At 65.3% G+C, this 19537-nt stretch carries 21 protein-coding genes; 14 read left to right on the plus strand and 7 right to left on the minus strand.

Annotation, left to right across the window (positions count from 1 at the left end):
* Positions 1–100: 100 nt before the first annotated feature.
* Both AC1RNP_RS13395 and AC1RNP_RS13400 read right to left on the minus strand, forming a co-directional pair.
* A complete protein-coding gene (locus tag AC1RNP_RS13395; protein ID WP_493051762.1) occupies positions 101–532 on the minus strand; it encodes a CopL family metal-binding regulatory protein in 432 nt (143 codons plus the stop codon).
* 118 nt (positions 533–650) lie between these two features.
* Positions 651–1478 (minus strand): AraC family transcriptional regulator, encoded by an 828-nt coding sequence (locus AC1RNP_RS13400; RefSeq protein WP_493051763.1) that lies wholly within the window; start codon positions 1476–1478, stop codon positions 651–653.
* Between the two features lie 120 nt (positions 1479–1598).
* On the opposite strand from AC1RNP_RS13400, the gene AC1RNP_RS13405 reads away from it, so the two are divergent.
* From AC1RNP_RS13405 to AC1RNP_RS13435, 7 genes are all read left to right on the plus strand, one after another.
* Positions 1599–2027, plus strand: coding sequence for an organic hydroperoxide resistance protein (locus tag AC1RNP_RS13405; protein ID WP_493051764.1), 429 nt, complete (start codon positions 1599–1601; stop codon positions 2025–2027).
* A gap of 37 nt (positions 2028–2064) precedes the next feature.
* The gene (locus tag AC1RNP_RS13410; RefSeq protein ID WP_493051765.1) at positions 2065–2925 is read left to right on the plus strand and encodes an alpha/beta fold hydrolase; all 861 of its coding nucleotides are present in this window, start codon (positions 2065–2067) and stop codon (positions 2923–2925) included.
* A 352-nt stretch (positions 2926–3277) separates the two neighbouring features.
* Positions 3278–4294, plus strand: coding sequence for a transporter (locus tag AC1RNP_RS13415; protein WP_493051766.1), 1017 nt, complete (start codon positions 3278–3280; stop codon positions 4292–4294).
* 59 nt (positions 4295–4353) lie between these two features.
* Complete coding sequence (locus tag AC1RNP_RS13420; RefSeq protein ID WP_493051767.1) at positions 4354–5184, plus strand: helix-turn-helix transcriptional regulator; 831 nt, start codon at positions 4354–4356, stop codon at positions 5182–5184.
* Between the two features lie 186 nt (positions 5185–5370).
* Positions 5371–5526, plus strand: a complete 156-nt coding sequence (locus tag AC1RNP_RS13425; RefSeq protein WP_493051768.1) for a hypothetical protein — start codon at positions 5371–5373, stop codon at positions 5524–5526.
* Between the two features lie 2 nt (positions 5527–5528).
* Positions 5529–6395: an alpha/beta fold hydrolase gene (locus tag AC1RNP_RS13430; RefSeq protein WP_493051769.1), complete on the plus strand. Its 867-nt coding sequence runs from the start codon at positions 5529–5531 to the stop codon at positions 6393–6395.
* Positions 6396–6554: 159 nt separating this feature from the next.
* Complete coding sequence (locus AC1RNP_RS13435; protein WP_493051770.1) at positions 6555–7556, plus strand: alpha/beta fold hydrolase; 1002 nt, start codon at positions 6555–6557, stop codon at positions 7554–7556.
* A gap of 8 nt (positions 7557–7564) precedes the next feature.
* On the opposite strand, the gene AC1RNP_RS13440 is transcribed toward AC1RNP_RS13435, so the two are convergent.
* Entirely contained in the window at positions 7565–8146 is a 582-nt protein-coding gene (locus tag AC1RNP_RS13440; RefSeq protein WP_493051771.1) for a hypothetical protein, read from the minus strand.
* A 110-nt stretch (positions 8147–8256) separates the two neighbouring features.
* Complete coding sequence (locus AC1RNP_RS13445; RefSeq protein WP_493051772.1) at positions 8257–8841, minus strand: hypothetical protein; 585 nt, start codon at positions 8839–8841, stop codon at positions 8257–8259.
* Positions 8842–8924: 83 nt separating this feature from the next.
* Here AC1RNP_RS13445 and AC1RNP_RS13450 point away from each other — a divergent pair, with 83 nt between their 5' ends.
* The 7 genes from AC1RNP_RS13450 to hemC all read left to right on the plus strand — a co-directional run bounded on the left by AC1RNP_RS13450 (position 8925) and on the right by hemC (position 16826).
* Positions 8925–9947, plus strand: a complete 1023-nt coding sequence (locus AC1RNP_RS13450) for a helix-turn-helix transcriptional regulator (RefSeq protein ID WP_493051773.1) — start codon at positions 8925–8927, stop codon at positions 9945–9947.
* A 91-nt stretch (positions 9948–10038) separates the two neighbouring features.
* Entirely contained in the window at positions 10039–10521 is a 483-nt protein-coding gene (locus tag AC1RNP_RS13455) for a hypothetical protein (protein ID WP_493051774.1), read from the plus strand.
* A gap of 236 nt (positions 10522–10757) precedes the next feature.
* Positions 10758–12284 (plus strand): OpgD/OpgG family glucan biosynthesis protein, encoded by a 1527-nt coding sequence (locus tag AC1RNP_RS13460; RefSeq protein ID WP_493051775.1) that lies wholly within the window; start codon positions 10758–10760, stop codon positions 12282–12284.
* 8 nt (positions 12285–12292) lie between these two features.
* A complete protein-coding gene (mdoH, locus tag AC1RNP_RS13465; RefSeq protein WP_493051776.1) occupies positions 12293–14218 on the plus strand; it encodes a glucans biosynthesis glucosyltransferase MdoH in 1926 nt (641 codons plus the stop codon).
* 151 nt (positions 14219–14369) lie between these two features.
* Complete coding sequence (locus AC1RNP_RS13470; protein ID WP_493051777.1) at positions 14370–15038, plus strand: alpha/beta hydrolase; 669 nt, start codon at positions 14370–14372, stop codon at positions 15036–15038.
* 84 nt (positions 15039–15122) lie between these two features.
* Positions 15123–15860 (plus strand): LytR/AlgR family response regulator transcription factor, encoded by a 738-nt coding sequence (locus AC1RNP_RS13475; RefSeq protein WP_226469452.1) that lies wholly within the window; start codon positions 15123–15125, stop codon positions 15858–15860.
* Positions 15861–15911: 51 nt separating this feature from the next.
* Positions 15912–16826 (plus strand): hydroxymethylbilane synthase, encoded by a 915-nt coding sequence (gene hemC / locus AC1RNP_RS13480; protein ID WP_493051778.1) that lies wholly within the window; start codon positions 15912–15914, stop codon positions 16824–16826.
* A 43-nt stretch (positions 16827–16869) separates the two neighbouring features.
* On the opposite strand, the gene AC1RNP_RS13485 is transcribed toward hemC, so the two are convergent.
* The 3 genes from AC1RNP_RS13485 to AC1RNP_RS13495 all read right to left on the minus strand — a co-directional run bounded on the left by AC1RNP_RS13485 (position 16870) and on the right by AC1RNP_RS13495 (position 19528).
* Positions 16870–17628 carry a DUF481 domain-containing protein gene (locus tag AC1RNP_RS13485; protein ID WP_493051779.1) on the minus strand — a complete coding sequence of 253 codons (759 nt, stop codon included), beginning with the start codon at positions 17626–17628 and terminating at the stop codon, positions 16870–16872.
* Between the two features lie 148 nt (positions 17629–17776).
* Positions 17777–18733 carry a dimethyl sulfoxide reductase anchor subunit family protein gene (locus tag AC1RNP_RS13490; RefSeq protein WP_493051780.1) on the minus strand — a complete coding sequence of 319 codons (957 nt, stop codon included), beginning with the start codon at positions 18731–18733 and terminating at the stop codon, positions 17777–17779.
* Positions 18734–18769: 36 nt separating this feature from the next.
* On the minus strand, positions 18770–19528 hold the full coding sequence (locus AC1RNP_RS13495; RefSeq protein ID WP_493051781.1) for a 4Fe-4S dicluster domain-containing protein: 759 nt from the start codon (positions 19526–19528) through the stop codon (positions 18770–18772).
* Positions 19529–19537 lie beyond the last annotated feature (9 nt).

Genomic DNA, 19537 nt, shown 5'->3' on the forward strand with positions numbered 1-19537 from the left:
AGATTGCCCGGAGTGCGGGCGTTCACGCCGGGCCGCCGACTTCTCTCGATACGAGGAGTCAGGACACGACGAACGGGCGCTCGAGGCGCCGTCGGGACGCTTAGCCGATGGGAGGTCGGATCAGATGTGGCAACGCGGGCGAGGGATGCCCGAGGGCCATGAATCGGGTGCTCAGATCGTGCGGGATGGCGAGCGATGTTTGCACGGCGACGGGAACGGCCGTGGCGCACGCGTGCACGCATGCGCAATCGCAACGCTGCTTGCAGCAGTCAGGAACGGGAGGATCGTCGCCTTGTTCCGGTGATGTCGCCGCCATCGGCGCATCAGTCTCTTGTTTGGCGGCGGCCATGTGATCGCCGTGACTGGCGCAGTGCGAAGCCATCGGTGCATCAGCGCTGGGCGTCGCGGATGCCGTCCGCGACGGCATCGAATCCGACAAGTGCATGTGCGCCGACGCGAACGCCGATGTGGCCCCGTTCAGAACGAGGATCGAGATCAGCACGATGCGCAGCAGGAATGCCGGGAAGGACATGGGCATAAGCGTAGCGCACCGGCCTGTGCGCCAGGTATATGTCCTGTGAATCACCGCTGCGGATTGCGACCATGGAGTCATGGACCAAGGTCGAGACTCCGGTGCGATGTCGCCAGGCTCAAGTGCTCTCGGCTTGCTTCCATTCCCTGGGCGAATGTCCGATCTGCGCCTTGAACGCCCGCGACAAGGCGGCTTCGCTGCCATAGCCGACCTCGTCCGCGACGAGCTTGAGTGGACGCCCGCCCCGCAAGGCCTGCTGAGCCAGTCCGATGCGCCACTTCTGCAGATAGCTGCCCGGCGTGCAGCCCACCGTGTCCCGGAACGTATTGGCGAACACGCTGCGCGACATGCCGGCGCGATCGGCGAGCGTGTGCAGCGACCAGTCCTCGGCGGGCTGTTCGTGCATCGCCACCAGTGCGTGGCGCAATCGCGGGTGTGCCAATCCGGCGAGCATGCCGACCTGGGCGCGTCCGCTTTCCATCAGCTGTCGCAGGATCTGGATGAGGACGATCTCGAACAGACGATTGAGCAAGGCCTGCCGCCCGCAACGATGCAGGGAGGCTTCCTCGAACAGCAGCGCCAGCACGTTCTCCGCGCCCTCGATTTCCTGCAGCGGCAGGCAGACGACATCCGGCAGGGCGGCCGTGATCGGATTCGCGGCGCCGCCTTCGAAACGCAAATAAGCGCAGGCAAAGTCGGCGCCATGCGTCGCGTCGGTGATGAAGCTGTGCGGCAGCGGCCGTGGGTAGAGCAGCAGGCTGGGAGTATCGATGTGCAGATCGTCGGCGCCGCGGTGGCGGACATCGGCCGTTCCACTGCGGATCAGGTGCAACTGGCCGCTGTCGTCCGTGGGGTCGAGCGTGTTGACCCCGCAGAGCACGCCGGTGTGGAAAACCCGGGCGCTGACGGAAAAGCGTTCCAGCAGGGTTTCGAGGCGGTCGACCATGGTCGATACTCCAAATCAAGTTTTTGAGATTTTATGTTGCTTTTAGTTTCAAAGAAAGGTGCAAAGTACACCTCGCCGGCGCAATACGGCGCCTCCCACCCCTCTCAAAGGAACTCAGCCATGTCCCTCGAAAAGATCCTCTACACCGCCCAGGCCAACGTCACCGGTGGTCGCGATGGCCGCGCGGTCAGCTCCGACCGCGCCCTGGACGTCCAGCTTTCCACGCCGCGCGAACTGGGCGGCGCGGGCGGTCCCGGCACCAACCCGGAACAGCTGTTCGCCGCTGGCTACTCGGCTTGCTTCCTCAGCGCCCTGAAGCTCGTGGCCCGTCAGGCCAAGGTGGCCTTGCCGGAGACGACCAGCATCACCGGTAGCGTAGGCATCGGCCCCATCCAGCATGGTTTTGGTCTCCAGGCTGAACTGCGCATCTCCGCTCCAGGCCTGCCACGCGAGCAGGTGCAGGCGCTGGTCGAGCAGGCGCACCAGGTCTGCCCGTACTCCAACGCCACTCGCGGAAACATCGACGTTTCGCTGGTCGTCGCCGACTGACTTCTTCCCCCTCACGAATATCCGGAGAGAAACCGCCATGAACGAATCCACTCGTCCCGCCGTCGCCAAGACGTCGAGCACCATCACCACGCAAGACGGCGTGCAGCTCTACTACAAGGACTGGGGCAGCGGGCGCCCCGTCGTCTTCAGCCACGGCTGGCCGCTCAGCTCGGACAACTGGGAAGCGCAGATGCTGTTCCTCGCTTCGCAGGGCTATCGCGTCATCGCCCACGATCGCCGTGGCCATGGCCGCTCCAGCCAGCCGTGGGACGGTAACGACATGGATCACTACGCCGACGATCTGGCCGCGGTGATCGAAGCCCTGGATCTGAAGGATGCCGTCCTGGTCGGTTTCTCGACGGGCGGTGGCGAAGTGGCGCGCTACATCGGTCGCCACGGCACGAAACGCGTCAGCAAGGCCGTGCTGGTCAGTTCGGTGCCGCCGCTGATGTTGAAGACGCCGGCGAACCCGGGCGGCTTGCCGATCGAAGTGTTCGATGGTCTGCGCAAGAGTTCGATCGACAACCGCTCGCAGTTGTACCTGGACCTGGCATCCGGCCCGTTCTTCGGCTTCAACCGTCCAGGTGCCAAGCCTTCGCAAGGCCTGATCAACTCGTTCTGGATGCAGGGCATGATGGGCGGGCACAAGAACACCTACGATTCGATCGCCGCGTTCTCCGCCACCGACTTCACCGAGGACCTGAAGCGCTTCGACGTGCCGACGCTGGTCATCCACGGCGATGACGACCAGGTCGTGCCGATCGATGCCGCCGGCAAGGCCTCGGCGAAGCTGGTGAAGGACGCCAAGCTCATCGTCTATCCGGGTGCGCCGCACGGCATCACCGACACTCACAAGGATCGCTTGAACAACGATCTGCTCGACTTCATCAAGGCGTGACGGACCTGGCGGCCATGGTTTTCCCAGCCGTGGCCGCTTTTTGAGGCATTGTCCGGCGGGCGCCGGAGGAAAAACGGCCCCGCCCCCTGTAGGAAAAACCCGACACGCCGAAGCGGTGATCACCGATGGGCAGGAGCCGGCGGGTCCGGCAATCTATTCCTGCCAGCAACGACATGCGATACCCCATTCCCCTGGTCAACTCGCATCGCCGGGCGCCGTACGGAAGCGGCGCTGCTGGCGGCTTTGATGACAAGCCGGCGACAAATCGCCGGCTTTTCTGCTTCTGGTGCACGGCCGGCACAAATGCCCGGCTTTCCGCTAGCCTAGCCGCGAGCGACGACAGGCTGGCGACGTGCGGATCATCGACAACACCTACGGTTCGAACGAGCACGGCCTGATCTGGGGCTATCGCTTCGCGCCCGGACAGCCGGCGCAGCCGATCAGCACCGACGCCGTGCCGGAATTCCTGGCGGCGCAAGGCGAGCAGGCCCGCGGCGAATTCCTCTGGCTGCATTTCTCGCTCTCGAACCAGGCGTCGGAACGCTACATGCACCGCGGATTGTCGCTGCCGGAGGCGTTCTTCGAATCCCTGCGCAGCGAAGTCGGTTCCACCCGATTGGAACTGGACGCGGGATCGCTGGTGGCCGTGATCCACGACGTGCTCTTCGATTCCACCTTCGACGCTTCGGAAGTCGGCACCACCAGCCTCTGCATCCAGCCGCGTCTGCTGGTAAGCGCGCGTCTGCGGCCGTTGCGTTCGGTCGATCAGCTGCGCGCGTCCGTGCGTGCCGGCCATGCGTTCCGCTCGCCGGTGGAACTGCTGGCGCATCTGCTGCGCGATCAGGCCGACGTACTCGGCGACATCCTGCGCAAGTCCACGCGCCGGGTCGATGGCATCGAGGACAAGCTGCTGGCCAACCGCATTTCCTCCGACCGCAAGGAGCTCAGCGCCCTGCGGCGCTCGCTGGTGCGGCTGCAGCGCCTGCTGGCGCCGGAGCCGACGGCATTGTTCCGATTGCTCAGCCGGCCGCCGGAATGGATCAGCCGTGATGACGTGCAGGACCTGCAGCAGGCCGCCGAGGAATTCTCCACCGCGATCGGTGATTCGGTGGCATTGGTCGAACGCGTCAAGCTGATCCAGGAAGAACTCGCCGCGCTCGTCAACGAACAGACCGGCCGCAGCCTGTTCGTACTGACGGTCGTCACGGTGATGGCGCTTCCGATCAATCTGATCGCGGGCCTGTTCGGCATGAACGTGGGTGGCATTCCGTTGTCCGAGAATGGTCACGGATTCCTGGCGATCGTCATTTGCCTGATCCTGTTGACCCTGCTGCTGGCCTATTTCGCATTCGGCAGGCGCAAGGACTGATTCCGATGCCGTGAAGCGTTAGAGTAGGCCGACCGCGGGTTCCGGCGCTCGACACAGGCATGTCCGAATTCACAGTCCATCCGTTGCTGAAGACGCCCACCGTCGGGGTGATGGATGTGTGCTGCCGTGGCGAATGCCGGCACAAGAGCGCGGAGGAGTGCGCGAGTTCGACCTATCTGGTGTTTCCCTATCGCGGCGTCTACGTGCGCCATGTGGGCAGTGCGGAAGTGGTGGCCGAGGCCAGCCAGGTGCTGTTCTTCAATGCCGGTGAGGGGTATCAGGTCAGTCATCCCATCGAGGGCGGCGATGCCTGCCTCTCGGTGTCCGTCGACCAAGGCCTCCTGCGCGAACTGGCGCCGAAAGAGCTGCTGCATGGCGGCGAGGATCTGGCGTTCCGGCATCAACGCCTGCGCATCGATCCGCGCGCGCAGGCGCTCGTGGCGATGCTGCGGCACAGCCTGCGGCAGAACGTCGCCGAGCGGCTAGAAGCCGAAAGCCTGGCGCTGACTCTCGTGCAGCGTTCGCTGGGACCGCGCACCACGCATGTCGCAGGCGCCAACGTCGGCAAGCAGCGCCTCGTCGACCGGGCCAAGCTGGTGCTGACCAGCGATCTGTCGCGGCGCTGGACCCTGGCCGACATCGCCGCCGAAGTCGGCGTGTCACCGGTCTATCTCACCCAGGTGTTCCAGCAAGTGGAAGGTTTGCCGCTGTACCGCTACCAGCTGCGCCTGCGGCTCGCCCGCTCACTTGACCTGCTAGGCCAATACGACGACCTGAGCGCGCTCAGCCACGAACTCGGTTTCTCCAGTCACAGCCATTTCAGCGCCGCTTTCCAGCAGACCTACGGCCGTTCGCCCTCCGAATTCCGCCAGTCTGCGCTGCATCGCTGAAAAACAGGGGAGCCGTCATTCCCGCATTCGTGGGAATGATGAAGATCGAACACGCCTGAATTAGGCGTGTCTCGGCCGATTCTGGCAAGTCGCTCCGGCAAATCGCTAAAGATTCTGACAGCGGGGTCCGCACCCCCCGTGGCCTACTGATCACGCCCGGATTTCGGGCGCTCATCGGAGAGTGTCATGGCGGAAAAGACTTGCGCCGCGTGCGATTACCCCCTGGACGAGACTGCCATCCAGGTGAAGATCGGCGGCAAGACCGTGGAAGTGTGCTGCGAGGAATGCGCGCAGAAACTGAAGGAAGCCTCCGACGCCGCGACGGCGCCGAGGAAGGGCTGATCATGGACGGGACGACCTACTCGGCCATCCGCCGCAGCGTCGAGACGCCATCGGGACGGATCAGCTATCTCGAACAAGGTGCCGGACCGGTCGCGTTGTTCGTCCATGGCGTGTTGTTGAACAGCCACCTCTGGCGCCACCAGCTCGCGCACCTGTCGGACATCCGGCGCTGTATCGCCGTGGACCTGCTGGCCCACGGCGATACGGAGATCACGCCGGATCAGGACGTCTCGGTGACGGCGAACGCGAACATGCTCAATGAGTTCCTCGACGCCTTGAACATCGAGCAGGTGGACCTGGTCGGCAACGACAGCGGTGGCGGGATCGCACAGATCTTCGCCGCGCTGCATCCGCAGCGGGTCCGCAGCTTCACCTTGACCAATTGCGACACGCACGACAACTGGCCGCCGGAAGCGTTCAAGCCGTTTCTGGCGATGGCGGCGGCGGGCGGTCTGCGGGGCGCGCTCGAAGGCATGCTGGCCGACACATCTGTCTATCGTTCGCCGCAGGCATTGGGGCCTGCATACGAACGGCCGGAACTGCTGAGCGACGCCAGCATCGAGACCTATCTGCGGCCGCTGGTCCGGACCGAGCAGCGCACGCGTGATTTCCAGCGGTTTCTCGGCGCCTTCGACAACAGCCACACGGTTGCCGTCGAAGAGAAGTTGAAAGCGTTGCAGGCGCCGACGCTGATCGCGTGGGGCACCGACGATATCTATTTCGATATCGAATGGTCGCGCTGGCTGGCTGACACGATTCCCGGTACTCGGGAGCGCATGGAATTCGAAGGCGCCAGAATCTTCTTCCCCGAAGAGCGCTGGCCGGAATTCAACCAGGCGTTGCGCGCGCACTGGCACGCAAGCTCGTAACTCGACACACGTCGTCACGTAATACGACGGCTGCCGCAGAAACGGTGCGGCAGCCGTCGATTGCGATTACTCCCGGATCTCAGAGCAGCGGATCAAGCACATCCTGTGCTGGATCGACGCGGGCGGCGAATCACGCATCCCCATCATTGGAAGAAACACATGCATCGTAGACATTTCATCAAGATGACGGTCGGCGCGCTCGCGGCGGGCACGATGGCGGGCTGCTTGAGCCGTGGCGGCCTGAGCGCGACCACTGTCGCGGAAAGCGAAACCCTGGATGCGGCCGCCTTCCACGCCGCGCGACGCTTCGTGAAGACGTCCTTCGGCAACATCGCCTACGTCGAGCGCGGCACCGGATCGGCGGCGTTGTTTCTGCACGGATTCCCACTCAACAGTTTCCAGTGGCGCGGTGCGCTCGAACGACTGTCGCCGTACCGCCGCTGTATCGCTCCGGATTTCATGGGAATGGGATACACGGAGGTCGCCGAGGGGCAAGGCGTCGGCCCCGACGAACAGGTCGCGATGCTCGTGTCGCTGTTGGATACGCTGGGAATCACGAGTGTCGATCTGGTCGCCAACGACAGCGGCGGTGCGGTGGCGCAGCTGTTCGTGGTCCGGCATCCGCAACGCGTGCGCACGATGCTGTTGACCAACTGCGACGTCGAAACCGACAACCCGCCGCCGGCGTTGCTGCCGGTGATCGAACTGGCCAAGCAGGGCAAGTTCGTGGACCAATGGCTGGCGCCATGGCGCGATGACAAAGTGCTGGCGCGTTCCTCGCAAGGCATCGGCGGGATGTGCTACGCCGATCCATCGCAACCGACGGACGAAGCGATCGACACCTACTTCACGCCACTGCTGGCCAGTGCACGCAGCAAGGCGCTCGCGCATGCGTATGCGATTGGCCTCGAACGCAATGCACTGCTTGGCCTGGAGGCCAAGCTCAAGCGCAGTGCCGTGCCGACCCGCGTCGTCTGGGGCATGAGCGATACGATCTTCTCGCCGGATAGTCCGGCTTATCTGGATCGCGTGCTTGGCAACTCCCGAGGCGTCAGGCGGCTGGAGGACAGCAAGCTGTTCTGGCCGGAAGAGCGTCCGGATGTGATCGCCGAAGAGGCGCGGCTGCTGTGGAATGCCTGGGTGCCGCAGAACGTCGCCTGAGGTGGATCTCAGGCCTTCACGCGGGCGAATTCGCAGGTCCAGTTGGTTTCCCATGCCTTGCCGTCGATGGAAAACGCCTGTTCCCAATGCGCATCATCGGGCCCAAGGCGTTTCCAGCGAAAACGGACCTTGACCGGTCTGCCTTCGTCGGTGTCATCGCCGTAAAACTCGCCGTGATCGCCGTCGAAGCCACCCACCACCGGCGGAAACAATTCACCAGTGATGCTGTTGATCCAGTACAGCGACCACTGCCGTTTCTTCGGGTTGAAGATGCGCACGGTCATGCCCGACCAACCCTTGGTGGCGAAATTGACCTCATCGATGTTGACGCCACCACCCATGCGGTTTTCGCAACGAAGAGCGCCGGGAAAGACATCCCAATCGTCGCTGCCGATCCAGCGCTGCTTCAGGCGCCGGTTGGTGCCGTGCCAGTGGCCGACGAAGAAATCGAAATCGTGGACGCCGCCGGTTGGAATCACGAGATTCGAGGCGGTCTGGCCATGCGTCGATGCTTGCTTGTCGGAGGCGGCTGCGAGGCCTGCGATCGGCAGCAGGCTGGCGGCACTCGCGCCTGTGATGGCATCGATCATGAGCTTTCGGCGCGAAGTGGAAACGGGACAGGTCATCGGGCATTTCTCGATTGGACTGAAGTTGTCATCAAGAGCGGATGTCGTGATGTGCTGTGACGCAGACAGTTGGCTCACGGAACTCGTTGGAAGTCGGAAATCCAGTTCGTCTCCCACGTCTTGCCGCCATCATCGGAGAACGCCTGCTCCCAGCGCGCCGAATTGGCCGTGACGCGCGACCAGATGACGCGCATGCGAATCGGTTTTCCCTTCAGCGTGTCGTTCGCATGAAAGGTGCCGATCCCGTCTTTGAAACGGCCTTTGATCGCGGGATCGAGATTGCCGAACGGATTGCGCCCATCGAGCCACCAGCTGGCCCATTGCCCGGTCTTCGGGTCGTAGGCGCGAAAACCGATGCCGCGATAAGCGCCGCCCGGCACATTGAACAGGTTGTCGCCGACGTTGGCCCGGCCATCCATCAGCTTGCGCATGCTGAGCGTGCCGTCGAACTCGATCCATTCGTCACTGCCGGCCAGGCGTTCCTTCAGTTTGCGGTGATGCACTTTCCAGTCGCCGACGAGGAAGTCGAAGTCGTGCAGGCCGGACAGGTCGCCGGCTTCCGTGGGCGGTTTGGGCGTGTCCTGCGAGGCCCATGCCGGATATGCCGAGCCGGCGGCGACCAGCAGGCCGGTGAGCAGCGCGAAACGAATGGTCTTCATGCCATCCCCCTTTTCGGATGATGCGCGTAGGATGCCCCTCTAAAGATGCCATCTGATGTCATGTATTCGAACGAGGGCGAAACGTGCTGGCAAGCCGCCTCTTGTCGATCCTGATGCTGCTGCAGACGCGCGGCCGCATGAGCGCGCGCGAGCTGGCGGCGGAGTTCGAAGTGGCCGTGCGCACGATCCATCGCGATATCGATCAGCTCAGCGCGGCTGGCATTCCCGTCTATGCCGAACGCGGGCGCAGCGGCGGCTTCCGCTTGCGTGATGGCTATCGCACGCTGCTCACCGGCCTCAACCAGTCCGAGGCGGAGACGCTGTTTCTCGCCGGCCTGCCCGGTCCCGCCGCGCAACTGGGACTGGCGGACGCGTTGTCCACGGCGCGGCTGAAACTGCTGGCGGCGCTACCGCCGGAGATGCAGCTGAAGGCCGAACGCATCGCGGCGCGTTTTCATCTCGATGCGCAGTCGTGGTTCCACAGCGCCGATCAGCTGCCGTCGCTGCCGGTCATCGCGAGCGCGGTGTGGAACGAGCGCATGCTCAGGCTGCGCTATCGCCGTTCCGGCGAAACCGGGGCACATCCGCGCAAGCTGGCGCCGCTCGGGCTCGTGCTCAAGGGCGGTATCTGGTATCTCGTGGCGCGCAGCGGCAAATCCGTGCGCAGCTATCGCGCCACCAACATCCACGATGCCGAGATTTGTGACGAGACCTTCGTGCGGCCGCCGAACTTCGACCTGGTCGTGCATTGGGAGAAGGCGGTGCGCGAGTACGAGGCGGGCGTCTATCACGAACTCGCCGACGTGCGGCTGTCGCCGCAGGGCGTCTACATGCTCGAACTGCTCGGCCCCTATGTGATGCGCATGGCGGCGCAGACCGCGAGCAAGCCGGATCGCAACGGATGGGTGCGTTGCCAGCTGCCGCTCGAATCCTTCAGCTTCGGGATTCGCGAACTGATGCGGCTGGGCGAGGAGGTCGTGGTGCTCGGGCCGCCGGCCCTGCGCGCGCAACTGGTCGCGACGGCCGATCGGATCGCCCGGCTTCATCGCGACCGGCCTCCGAAGCATGGTAGGCCGGCGCGGCGAACGGATGCCATGGCTCGGTGACGCAAATCCGACATGAAAGACGGGCAGAATTGATCAGTTTCGGTCGATGGCAATGCCGGACGATGCATCCGGCGGGATAAGGAGACGAGCGATGTTGAAGAAAAGCGGTCTTGTGGTGGCGATGCTGTTCGCTTCCTTCGCTGCGATGGCGCAGCAGTCCTACGTCGAGATCGAGAAGCGATTGACGCCGGAACAGTTGCGCGAGGTGAACCTGGCCCCGGAGCAGTTGACGCTGCTCAATCGCATGTTGCGCGAAGCCGCTGAGAAAGACGCGAGCGTGCAGAAGCCCGTCGCGGAAGAAGTCCGGCAGCGGCAGGGCATGGGCGCCTCCTCGCTGATCGGCCTGGAGGACGGTCCCATCAAGAGCCGCCTGAAAGGCAGCGTGAGCGAGTGGGGCCCAGGCACCGTGTTCGAACTCGAGAATGGCCAGCGCTGGCAGGTGCTCAAGGGCAGCATGAAGCTGCACAAGCCGTTGCAGGCACCGGAGGTGGTGGTCGTGCCGGGCATCGCCGGGCGCTGGTTCCTGCAGGTCGACGAGGACGTGGCGAAGCCGCGCGTGTTCCGCATCGACTGAGTCGATCGACATCCGTTCGCCGATTCTGGCGGCAAGGCGGAACGAAGTATTTCCGAGTGCGCGGGCATGGATCATGTGCCGCGCATTGGCGCCTGCATCGATATTGCGCTGCCTGGATTGCAGGCGCGTGCGAATGAACTGAGACCTGTACCGCAGCGGCCGCGCGGCCCCGGGATTTACGTTTTGCTGCGGATCGGCTCCGTATAGTGCGCGATCGCTGTCGAGAAGGAGTCCGCGTGCGTCGTCGCGAAGTGGTGTTGGCGGGATTGTCGTTGCCCCTGACCGCGCTGGCCGGTGATTTGAAAACGGTTTCAGCGGTGCCGGCGAGCAGCAACGGTTTCAACGACGATACCGTCGCCGCGCAGGCGAAGGCATTGGCCGCGAGCGCCTATCGGCCGCCGGATCGGCGCCTGCCCGCAGCCCTGGAGAAGCTCGGCTACGACGCCTATCGCGATTTCCGCTATCGCCCGGCGCGCGCGTTGTGGCGCGAGCAGGGCCTGCCGTTCCAGGCGCAATTCTTTCATCGCGGGTTCCTGTTCAAGGAGCGCGTCGATATCTACATGGTGAATGGCGGCAAGGTGACGCCGTTCGCGTTCTCGACGGACCTGTTCGACTACGCGCCGCGACCCGCGTTGCGCGATGCCGACGTCGGCGATCTCGGCTTCGCCGGCTTCCGTCTGCATGCGCCTTTCAATCGGCCCGACTATTTTGATGAAGTCTGCGCCTTCCTTGGCGCCAGCTACTTCCGCGCGGTGGCGAAAGGCTTGAGCTACGGCCTCTCCGCGCGCGGATTGGCGCTGGGCACGGGCGAGCAGCCGGGGCCGGAGGAATTTCCCGTTTTCAAGGCGTTCTGGCTGGAGCAGCCGGCCGCGGGCGCGGATGCGATGGTGGTGCACGCATTGCTCGACAGCCCGAGCGCGGCGGCGGCGATGCGCTTCCGCATCACGCCGGGCGTGGAGACTGTGTTCGATGTGGATCTGCGGCTGTATCCGCGCGTTCCCCTCGCGAAAGCGGGCATCGCGCCGCTCACCAGCATGTTCGATTTCGATGCGAGCGATCGCCTCGGCATCGACGATTACCGCCCGGCAGTGCATGATTCTGATGGTCTCGCCCTGCTCAACGGCAGCGGCGAACAGGTTTGGCGCCAGCTGCAGAACCCGAGGGCGCTGCAGCACAGCGGCTTCCAGGATCGCGATCCGCGCGGCTTCGGACTGATGCAACGCAAACGCGATTACGCCGATTACATGGATGCCGAGGCGAATTATCAGAACCGGCCCGGTCTCTGGGTCGAGCCGGTGGGCGAGTGGGGTGAAGGCGAAGTGCATCTGGTGGAAATTCCGACGCCGAACGAATACAGCGACAACATCGTCGCCTTCTGGCGTCCGCGCGAACCGCTCGCCGCGGGCCGCGAGCATCGCTGGCGCTATCGCCTGCACTGGTGCCGCGATCATGCCTGGCAGCCGCAGCTGGCGCGCGTGGCCGGCACGCGCATCGGCCGTGCCGCGAAGGCGGGCGCGCGCCTGATCGTGATCGATCTGGCCGGCGGACGCCTGATGAACCTGCCGGAGGACGCGGAACCGCAGATCGAGGCGACGGCGTCGCACGGCACCGTGCGCAACGCGGTCGCGTATCGCCATCAGCGCGGATGGCGGCTCAGCTTCGAATTGCAGCCCGGCGAGGCGCGCGCGATCGAACTGCGCGCACGCCTGCTCGACAAGCAAGGCCCGTTGACGGAAACCTGGCTGTACCGGTGGCTGGCATGAGCGTGACGATGAGCACGCCGCTGCCGCCGCGGCAAGGCACACCGCCACCGCTGACTTTGCCGCCGGAAGCGCCGATGACGATGCCGGTGCAGACGCTGCGTGCCGGCCGCTTGCGCAATCGCGTGCTGCCGACCACGCCGAACGGCATGTTCTGGCGCCGCTTCGCGGTGATCGGCAGCGCAGTGTTGCTGACGTTGATCGCGGCCTATCAGATCTGGTGGCTGCTGCGCGGCGACGGCATCGATGTGCTGGAAGGCTCGCTGCTGGCGCTGTTCATCCTGCTGTTCGCCTGGATCGTGCAGTCCTTCGTCGGCGCGCTCGCGGGCTTCGTGCTGGTGATCTCGCGCAGGCGCGCGCGCCTGGGCCTGTCCGCGAAGGCACCATTGCCAACACTGGGTACGCGCACCGCGCTGCTGATGCCGACCTACAACGAAGACCCCGAGCGTTTGCTCGCGGGCCTGCAGGCGATCTACGAATCGGTGGCGGCCACGGGCCGGCTCGCGCATTTCGACTTCTTCGTGCTCAGCGATACGCGCAAGCCGGAGATCCAGGCGGCCGAGGCGGCCGCTTTTGACGCGCTGCGTGCCCGGCTTGGCGCGGACGCGCGCGTTTACTACCGTCTGCGCGAGAACAACCATGAGCGCAAGGCCGGCAACATCGCCGACTGGGTGCGGCGCTGGGGCGCGGCGTATCCGCATTTCCTCATTCTCGATGCCGACAGTCTGATGACCGGCGAGACCATCGTCCGGCTCGCCGGTGCGATGGAGCGGCACGAGGACGTCGCGCTGATCCAGACATTGCCGGTGATCGTCAACGGCGGCACGCTGTTCGCGCGCATGCAGCAGTTCGCCGGACGCGTGTACGGGCCGGTCATCGCCTACGGCGTGGCCTGGTGGCATGGCGCCGAGAGCAACTATTGGGGCCACAACGCGCTGATTCGCACGCGCGCCTTCGCCGAGTGCGCGGGATTGCCGGAGCTGCGTGGCGTGAAGCCATTCCGTGGCACCGTGCTCAGCCACGACTTCGTCGAGGCCGCGCTGTTGCGTCGCGGTGGCTGGGCGTTGCACATGATTCCCGGTTTGCAGGGCAGCTACGAGGAAGGTCCGCCCTCGCTCACCGACATGCTGATCCGCGATCGCCGCTGGTGTCAGGGCAATCTGCAGCATGGCGCGGTGCTGCCGGCGCGCGGGCTGCATTGGGTGAATCGCTGGCATCTGCTGATCGGCATCGGCCATTACTTCACCGCGCCGATGTGGGCGATGCTGATGCTGGTCGGCTTGGCGATCCCGCTGGTGAACGCGGGTTTCGCGTGGGGCAATTTCGTGATCCCCGCGTTCTCGCCGACGGCGTACTGGCGCGAGCAGGACCCGCAGCGCTTCATCTGGGTGTTTATCATCACCATGACGATGCTGCTGTCGCCGAAGCTGATGGGCTTCATCGCCACGATGTTCGATCGCGACATGCGCCGTGGCTGCGGTGGCTTCGTGCGCGCCTTCATCGCGATGCTGCTGGAAACCGTGCTGGCCGCGCTGATGGCGCCGGTGACGATGTATGTGCAATCACGTGGTGTGGCCGAGGTGCTGGCGGGGCGTGATTCGGGCTGGGAATCGCAGCGTCGCGACGACGGCAGCCTGCCACTGTCGAGCCTGCTGCGCAGTTATGGCGGACTGACGCTGTTCGGCGCGGTGGCCGGCATCGCCACGTATCTGGTCTCGCCGGGATTGGCGGCGTGGATGGCGCCGGTGATCCTGGGCTTGGTGCTGTCGATCCCGATCGTGATCCTGACCTCGGCGTTCGCACCGGGGCAGTGGCTGCGCCGGCATCGCATCTTCTGCACACCGGAGGAGTTGAATCCGCCGGAGGTGCTGGTGCGCGCCAGTGCGTTGCGCACGGTCAAAGGCCGGGAGTCGGAAATCGGAAGTCGGGGATCGTAAGAGCCTCCGCTTCGTCATCCCAGCGCAAGCTGGGACCCATTTTGTTGTTGCCGTCGTGCCCAAAATCAGAATGGGTTCCAGCTTGCGCTGGAATGACGAGAAAAGGCATTACGCTATTCCCGATTTCTTCTCCCATCCTCCCAATCCCCGCATGCTCCTCGACACCATCGAACAGGAAACCGGCCCCGCGCCGCGCTACAGCGTGATCTGGCTGCACGGCCTCGGTGCCGACGGCCACGATTTCGCACCGATCGTGCCGGAACTGGTGCGTGGCGACTGGCCGGCGATCCGCTTCGTGTTCCCGCATGCGCCGGTGCGCGCGGTGACGATCAACAACGGCGTGCGCATGCGGGCCTGGTATGACATCCGCGATCTCGATCTGGCCAATCGCGCCGACCAGGAGGGCGTCGACGCATCCGTGGCGCAGGTCGAAACGTTGATCGACAACGAGATCGAGCGCGGCATTCCGGCCGAGCGCATCTTCCTCGCCGGCTTCTCGCAAGGCGGCGCGATCGCGTTGAGCGCCGGCTTGCGTCGCGGCACGCCGCTGGCCGGCCTGATCGGGTTGTCGACCTATTTGCCCGGCGCCGCTGCCGCGGCAGCGGCGCTGAACGCAGGCGCGCAGACGCAGCCGGTGTTCATGGCCCACGGCACGCAGGACCCGGTGGTGCCGTTCGGTGCCGGCGAGCAGAGCGCCGCGTTGCTGCGCAAGTTCGGTTTCCAGGTGGACTGGCACCCCTACCGCATGCCGCATTCGGTGTGCGCCGAGGAAATCAGCGACCTTGGCGGTTGGCTGTCGCGGCGTCTGACGAAAGCTTGACGCATTGCGCGACGCGCGGATGGCTTGCGCGCGGCCGGATGGCTACTATCGTCGTCAACGAGTCCTCGACGTGAGGGTGGTTGGGTGAAAGTAGTCATCGCCGACGACGAGCCGCTGGCACGCGATCGCCTGCGCCAGATGCTGGCCGCGCAGCCGGGCGTGCAGCTGGTGGCCGAGGCCGGCGACGGCCGCGAAGCCTTGCAGGCCTGCGCCGAGTTCGACGCCGATCTTGTGCTGCTCGACATCGCCATGCCCGGTATCGACGGCCTTGAGGCCGCGCGTCATCTCGCCGCTTTCGAACCGCGCCCGGCGGTGGTGTTCTGCACGGCCTACGACGCGCATGCGCTGTCGGCGTTCGAGGCCGCGGCGGTGGACTATCTGGTCAAGCCGGTGCGCCCGGAACGCCTGCAGGCCGCGCTCGACCGCGCCCGCACCTTCATCGCCGGCCGTGCCCGCGGTACCGACGGGCACGGCGCCCGCGCCGGCAAGTCGCGCAGCCACCTGTGCGCGCGCCTGCGCGGCAGCCTGCGTCTGATCCCGATTGAGGACGTGCACTACCTGCAGGCCGAAGAGAAATACGTGGTGGTGCACCACGCGCGCGGCGAGGATCTGGTCGAGGAATCGCTGAAGTCGCTAGAGGAGGAGTTCTCCGACCGCTTCGTGCGCATCCATCGCAACTGCCTGGTCGCGCGGCACGAATTCGTCGAGCTCAAGCGCGACGCCGAGGGCCACGTCCACGCGATCCTGCGCCACGGCAAGCAGCCGCTGGAAGTCAGCCGGCGCTGCGTGGCGAATCTGCGCGAGACCATCCGGCACCTCTGAGTCATTGGGTTCTCCACACCGCATGGGCGGTTCATCACGGATAATGCCGGCATGAGCCTGCTCCGTATCGCCACCCGAAAAAGCCCGCTCGCGCTCTGGCAGAGCGAGCACGTCGCCGCGCGCCTGCGCGCCGCCCATCCCGATCTGGAGGTGGTGCTGGTGCCGATGTCCACGCGCGGCGACGAAGTGCTGGACCGTTCGCTGGCGGCGATCGGCGGCAAGGGCCTGTTCCTGAAGGAGCTGGAACTGGCGATGCTGCGCGGCGAGGCCGATTGCGCGGTGCATTCGCTCAAGGATGTGCCGATGGAACTGGATGCGCCGTTTGCGCTGCCGGCCATCCTCGAACGCGCCGATCATGCCGATGCCTTCGTCAGCGCGCGCTTCGAAAATCTCGATGCCTTGCCGCAGGGCGCGCGCGTGGGCACCTCGTCGCTGCGGCGTCAGGCGCAGCTGCGCGCGCGTCGCGCCGATCTGCAACTCGTCGACCTGCGCGGCAACGTCAACACGCGCCTGGGCAAGCTCGATGCCGGCGAATACGACGCCATCGTGCTGGCCTGCGCCGGCCTGGACCGGCTCGGATTCGCCCACCGCATCCGCGCGCGGCTGGAAGCGCCGGACTGGCTGCCGGCGCCGGCGCAGGGTGCCATCGCCATCGAGTGCCGCGACGACGATCCCCGCATCCGCGCGCTGTGCGCCGTGCTCGACGACGTGCCGACGCGGCTGCGCGTCGAAGCCGAGCGCGCCATGAATCGCGCGCTGCACGGCAGCTGTCACGTGCCGGTGGCGGCGCTGGCCTCGCTGGAAGGCGACGCGTTGTCGCTGGAGGGGTTGGTGGGCGACGCCGCCACGGGCGAGGTCGTGCGCGCGCAGGCGCGGGCGACGGTGGCCGAAGCCGACGCGCTCGGAAAAGCTGTGGCGCAACACCTGCTCGACGCCGGCGCCGCGCGTTTCCTGCCGCCGCGCTGATCGCGCGATCAGTGACTGCGGCGCGTTGGAATCACGTCAGCGCTTAGAACGCGTAGCGGAAATTCATCGAACCTTCGGTGTAGGCCTGGTCGCCGCTGGCCGTCGTCGAGGAGTAGCGGCGCAATTCCGAATCCAGCGTCCACTGCGAGACCAGCGGCATGCGCAGTCCCAGCGTTCGCCGGACCAGCGTGTTGTTGAAGCCGGTGTCCCGGCTGTATTCCACCGCCGAGCTCAACGCCCATTTCGGCGCCAGTGCGATATTGAAGCCGAACGTCTGGCGGATATTGGTGTTGTTCGGAATGGCTTCGATCTGCGCCTGCTGCTGGAAACGGATCACCGGGCTGATTTGCCGCGAATAGGTCAGGCTGCCGCGCGTGACCGGCGCATCGACCCAGGCGTTGTCGTCATAGCTCAGCAATCGGTAGCCGGTGCCGAGCTGCACCTGCAGATCGCTTCCTGGCTTGGACAAGGCCTGAAAACGGTAATTCGCCCCGACCTTGGACTTGTCGAGCTGGGACTCGACCCAGACGCGACGCGAGACGGGCGCATTCAACGCGGCGTAGCGTTTGGAGAACGGCGAGGCCAGGGGAGACGGCAGTTGGCCATCCTTGCGCAGCTGTACGGCCAGCATCGGACTGTCGGCGCTCCATTCGGCATCCGGGCAGACCAGTTCGTAACAGGGGGCCCGCAACGAAATCCGTCCCGCCGCCAAGGCGATCGCCGCCGGCTCGCCCGGGGATTCGGGCAAGGGATGCTGGAAGACGGGAAGGCCGGCGAGCGCCAGCCACCAGACCGCGGACACGTGCGCACCTGTTGAAAACGGTTACAGAATTGGAATTATGTCAGTCCGGGATGACGGCTCCAAGACGGATTTAACATTCTGGGCATCCGTATTCAGAGCTTGTTGTGCCCGGAAGCCCAGTTTCCGTCATCCGAGGGCTCGCCGGCCCTCAGTAATAGAGCATCACCAAGTGCCGCGCCTGGGCGAAGAACAGCCAACGTTCGACGAAGGCGCCCGCCAGCACCGCCAGCGCTGCGGCAGGCAGTGCGCCGATCGCCGTGGCGGGCATCAGCAGCGCGAGCGCCATCAGCAGCAAGGGCAGCATGACGAACAGCACCAGCGCGATCACGCGCAGCTTGCGCGCATGCTTGCGGGCGAGCACGAAGCCCATCTCACGGGTGAGGTAATTGCCTTCGGTATGCGGGCGCTCGAACACGCTCGGGTCCCGGCCGGGCAGGCCGATCGCATCGCCGCGCGTGGCGGGCAGCGCCTGGTGATCGATGCCGCGCCAGTACGCCAGCTTGAGGGCGCCGGTGAGCAAGGCCAGCGCTGCGATCGCGATGCAGACTTCCAGTGACACGCGATCGACAACCGCTTGCGCCGCCGCCAGTAACACCGCGCCGCTCAACAGCGCGAAGGCGAGATAGCCGGGCACGACCAGGGGATGGCGCCATGCGGGGATCGGCTTCAGCGAGGCGTAGATCATTGCCGTGCTGATCACCGTCAGCAGCGCGCAGACGATGAGCGCGATGACCAGCATCGAGGTGGTCATGGCGGTGAAGGCGATGCGATAGGGCGTCCACGTTTCGACGGCGATCGGCGCCAGCAACGCGATCGCGGGCAAATAGGTCAGCACGGCCATCACGCCTTCGCGCGAGAGCCACGAAGTGCGCCATTGCGAGAACGCCCGCCATGCGCGACCAGGTTTTCCAAGATGCAACGTCGAACTGAGCAGGCCGATGCTCACCAGCACCAATGCCTTCAGCAATAACGCTGCCCACAGCCATGGAGGCGTGGTGTCGGCGGGAAACCGTCCGGACAGTTGCAGCAGGCCGAGCCACACCATCAGGCCATAGCCGGCGCCGGAGAGCGTAGTGAAGACGATGACGGAAAAAGCGGGATGCATGTCAGCGACAAGCTCCGCGACGTTTGATGAGGTGCTTCATCGCGACAGGATCCGGTCCAGCCAGCGTAGCGGCGCCGGCAGGGCGTTGCCATCCAGTGCCTCCTCGGAGGCTGCCACCGCATCGCCGCCACGCCGCGGACGGGGGGGCAGATATTTGTTGGTGGGCTGATATCCCAATTGCGGCATCAGATCGACACCACCGCGATCGGCCACGAGTTTGGACACCTTCGATTCCGGATCGGCCAGATCGCCGAAGTGCCGCGCGCGCGTCGGGCAGGCCTGCACGCAGGCGGGCTGGCGCTCGGATTCGTCGAGGTTCTCGTTGTAGATGCGATCCACGCACAGCGTGCATTTCTTCATCACGCCTTCGACCGGCGAATACTCGCGCGCGCCGTACGGGCAGGCCCAGCTGCACAGCTTGCAGCCGATGCATTTGTCCTCGTCGACCAGCACGATGCCGTCTTCGGCGCGCTTGTAGCTGGCGCCGGTCGGGCAGACGGTGACGCAGGCGGGCTGTTCGCAGTGCAGGCAGGAGCGCGGGAAGTGCAGCGTCATCGCGGGCTGTGCCGGCTTGCTCGATTCGGCGGGCTGCGCCGGAAGCTTGTAGCTGTGCACGCGGTTGAACCAGACGCCGATTGGGTCCTTGCCGTAGGGCTGCTCGTCCGTCAGCGGCCCGGCGATGCCGCCGGCATTCCATTCCTTGCAGCTGGTGGCGCAGGCGTGGCAGCCGACGCAGGTGTCGAGGTCGATCACCAGGCCGAGCTTTTTCTTCGAGGGAGGCGGTAGGGATGTCATCGGCCAGAA

Source organism: Luteimonas sp. GW821-FHT14E02 (assembly GCF_058803905.1).

Excerpts from the sequence above, each read along its gene's own strand:
- AC1RNP_RS13495 (WP_493051781.1), bottom strand. The coding sequence starts at position 19,528 with ATGACATCCCTACCGCCTCCCTCGAAGAAAAAGCTCGGCCTGGTGATC.
- AC1RNP_RS13410 (WP_493051765.1), top strand. The coding sequence starts at position 2,065 with ATGAACGAATCCACTCGTCCCGCCGTCGCCAAGACGTCGAGCACCATC.
- AC1RNP_RS13420 (WP_493051767.1), top strand. The coding sequence starts at position 4,354 with ATGTCCGAATTCACAGTCCATCCGTTGCTGAAGACGCCCACCGTCGGG.
- mdoH (WP_493051776.1), top strand. The coding sequence starts at position 12,293 with ATGAGCACGCCGCTGCCGCCGCGGCAAGGCACACCGCCACCGCTGACT.
- hemC (WP_493051778.1), top strand. The coding sequence starts at position 15,912 with ATGAGCCTGCTCCGTATCGCCACCCGAAAAAGCCCGCTCGCGCTCTGG.
- AC1RNP_RS13440 (WP_493051771.1), bottom strand. The coding sequence starts at position 8,146 with ATGATCGATGCCATCACAGGCGCGAGTGCCGCCAGCCTGCTGCCGATC.
- AC1RNP_RS13445 (WP_493051772.1), bottom strand. The coding sequence starts at position 8,841 with ATGAAGACCATTCGTTTCGCGCTGCTCACCGGCCTGCTGGTCGCCGCC.
- AC1RNP_RS13400 (WP_493051763.1), bottom strand. The coding sequence starts at position 1,478 with ATGGTCGACCGCCTCGAAACCCTGCTGGAACGCTTTTCCGTCAGCGCC.
- AC1RNP_RS13435 (WP_493051770.1), top strand. The coding sequence starts at position 6,555 with ATGCATCGTAGACATTTCATCAAGATGACGGTCGGCGCGCTCGCGGCG.
- AC1RNP_RS13425 (WP_493051768.1), top strand. The coding sequence starts at position 5,371 with ATGGCGGAAAAGACTTGCGCCGCGTGCGATTACCCCCTGGACGAGACT.
- AC1RNP_RS13430 (WP_493051769.1), top strand. The coding sequence starts at position 5,529 with ATGGACGGGACGACCTACTCGGCCATCCGCCGCAGCGTCGAGACGCCA.
- AC1RNP_RS13405 (WP_493051764.1), top strand. The coding sequence starts at position 1,599 with ATGTCCCTCGAAAAGATCCTCTACACCGCCCAGGCCAACGTCACCGGT.
- AC1RNP_RS13470 (WP_493051777.1), top strand. The coding sequence starts at position 14,370 with ATGCTCCTCGACACCATCGAACAGGAAACCGGCCCCGCGCCGCGCTAC.
- AC1RNP_RS13490 (WP_493051780.1), bottom strand. The coding sequence starts at position 18,733 with ATGCATCCCGCTTTTTCCGTCATCGTCTTCACTACGCTCTCCGGCGCC.
- AC1RNP_RS13395 (WP_493051762.1), bottom strand. The coding sequence starts at position 532 with ATGTCCTTCCCGGCATTCCTGCTGCGCATCGTGCTGATCTCGATCCTC.
- AC1RNP_RS13455 (WP_493051774.1), top strand. The coding sequence starts at position 10,039 with ATGTTGAAGAAAAGCGGTCTTGTGGTGGCGATGCTGTTCGCTTCCTTC.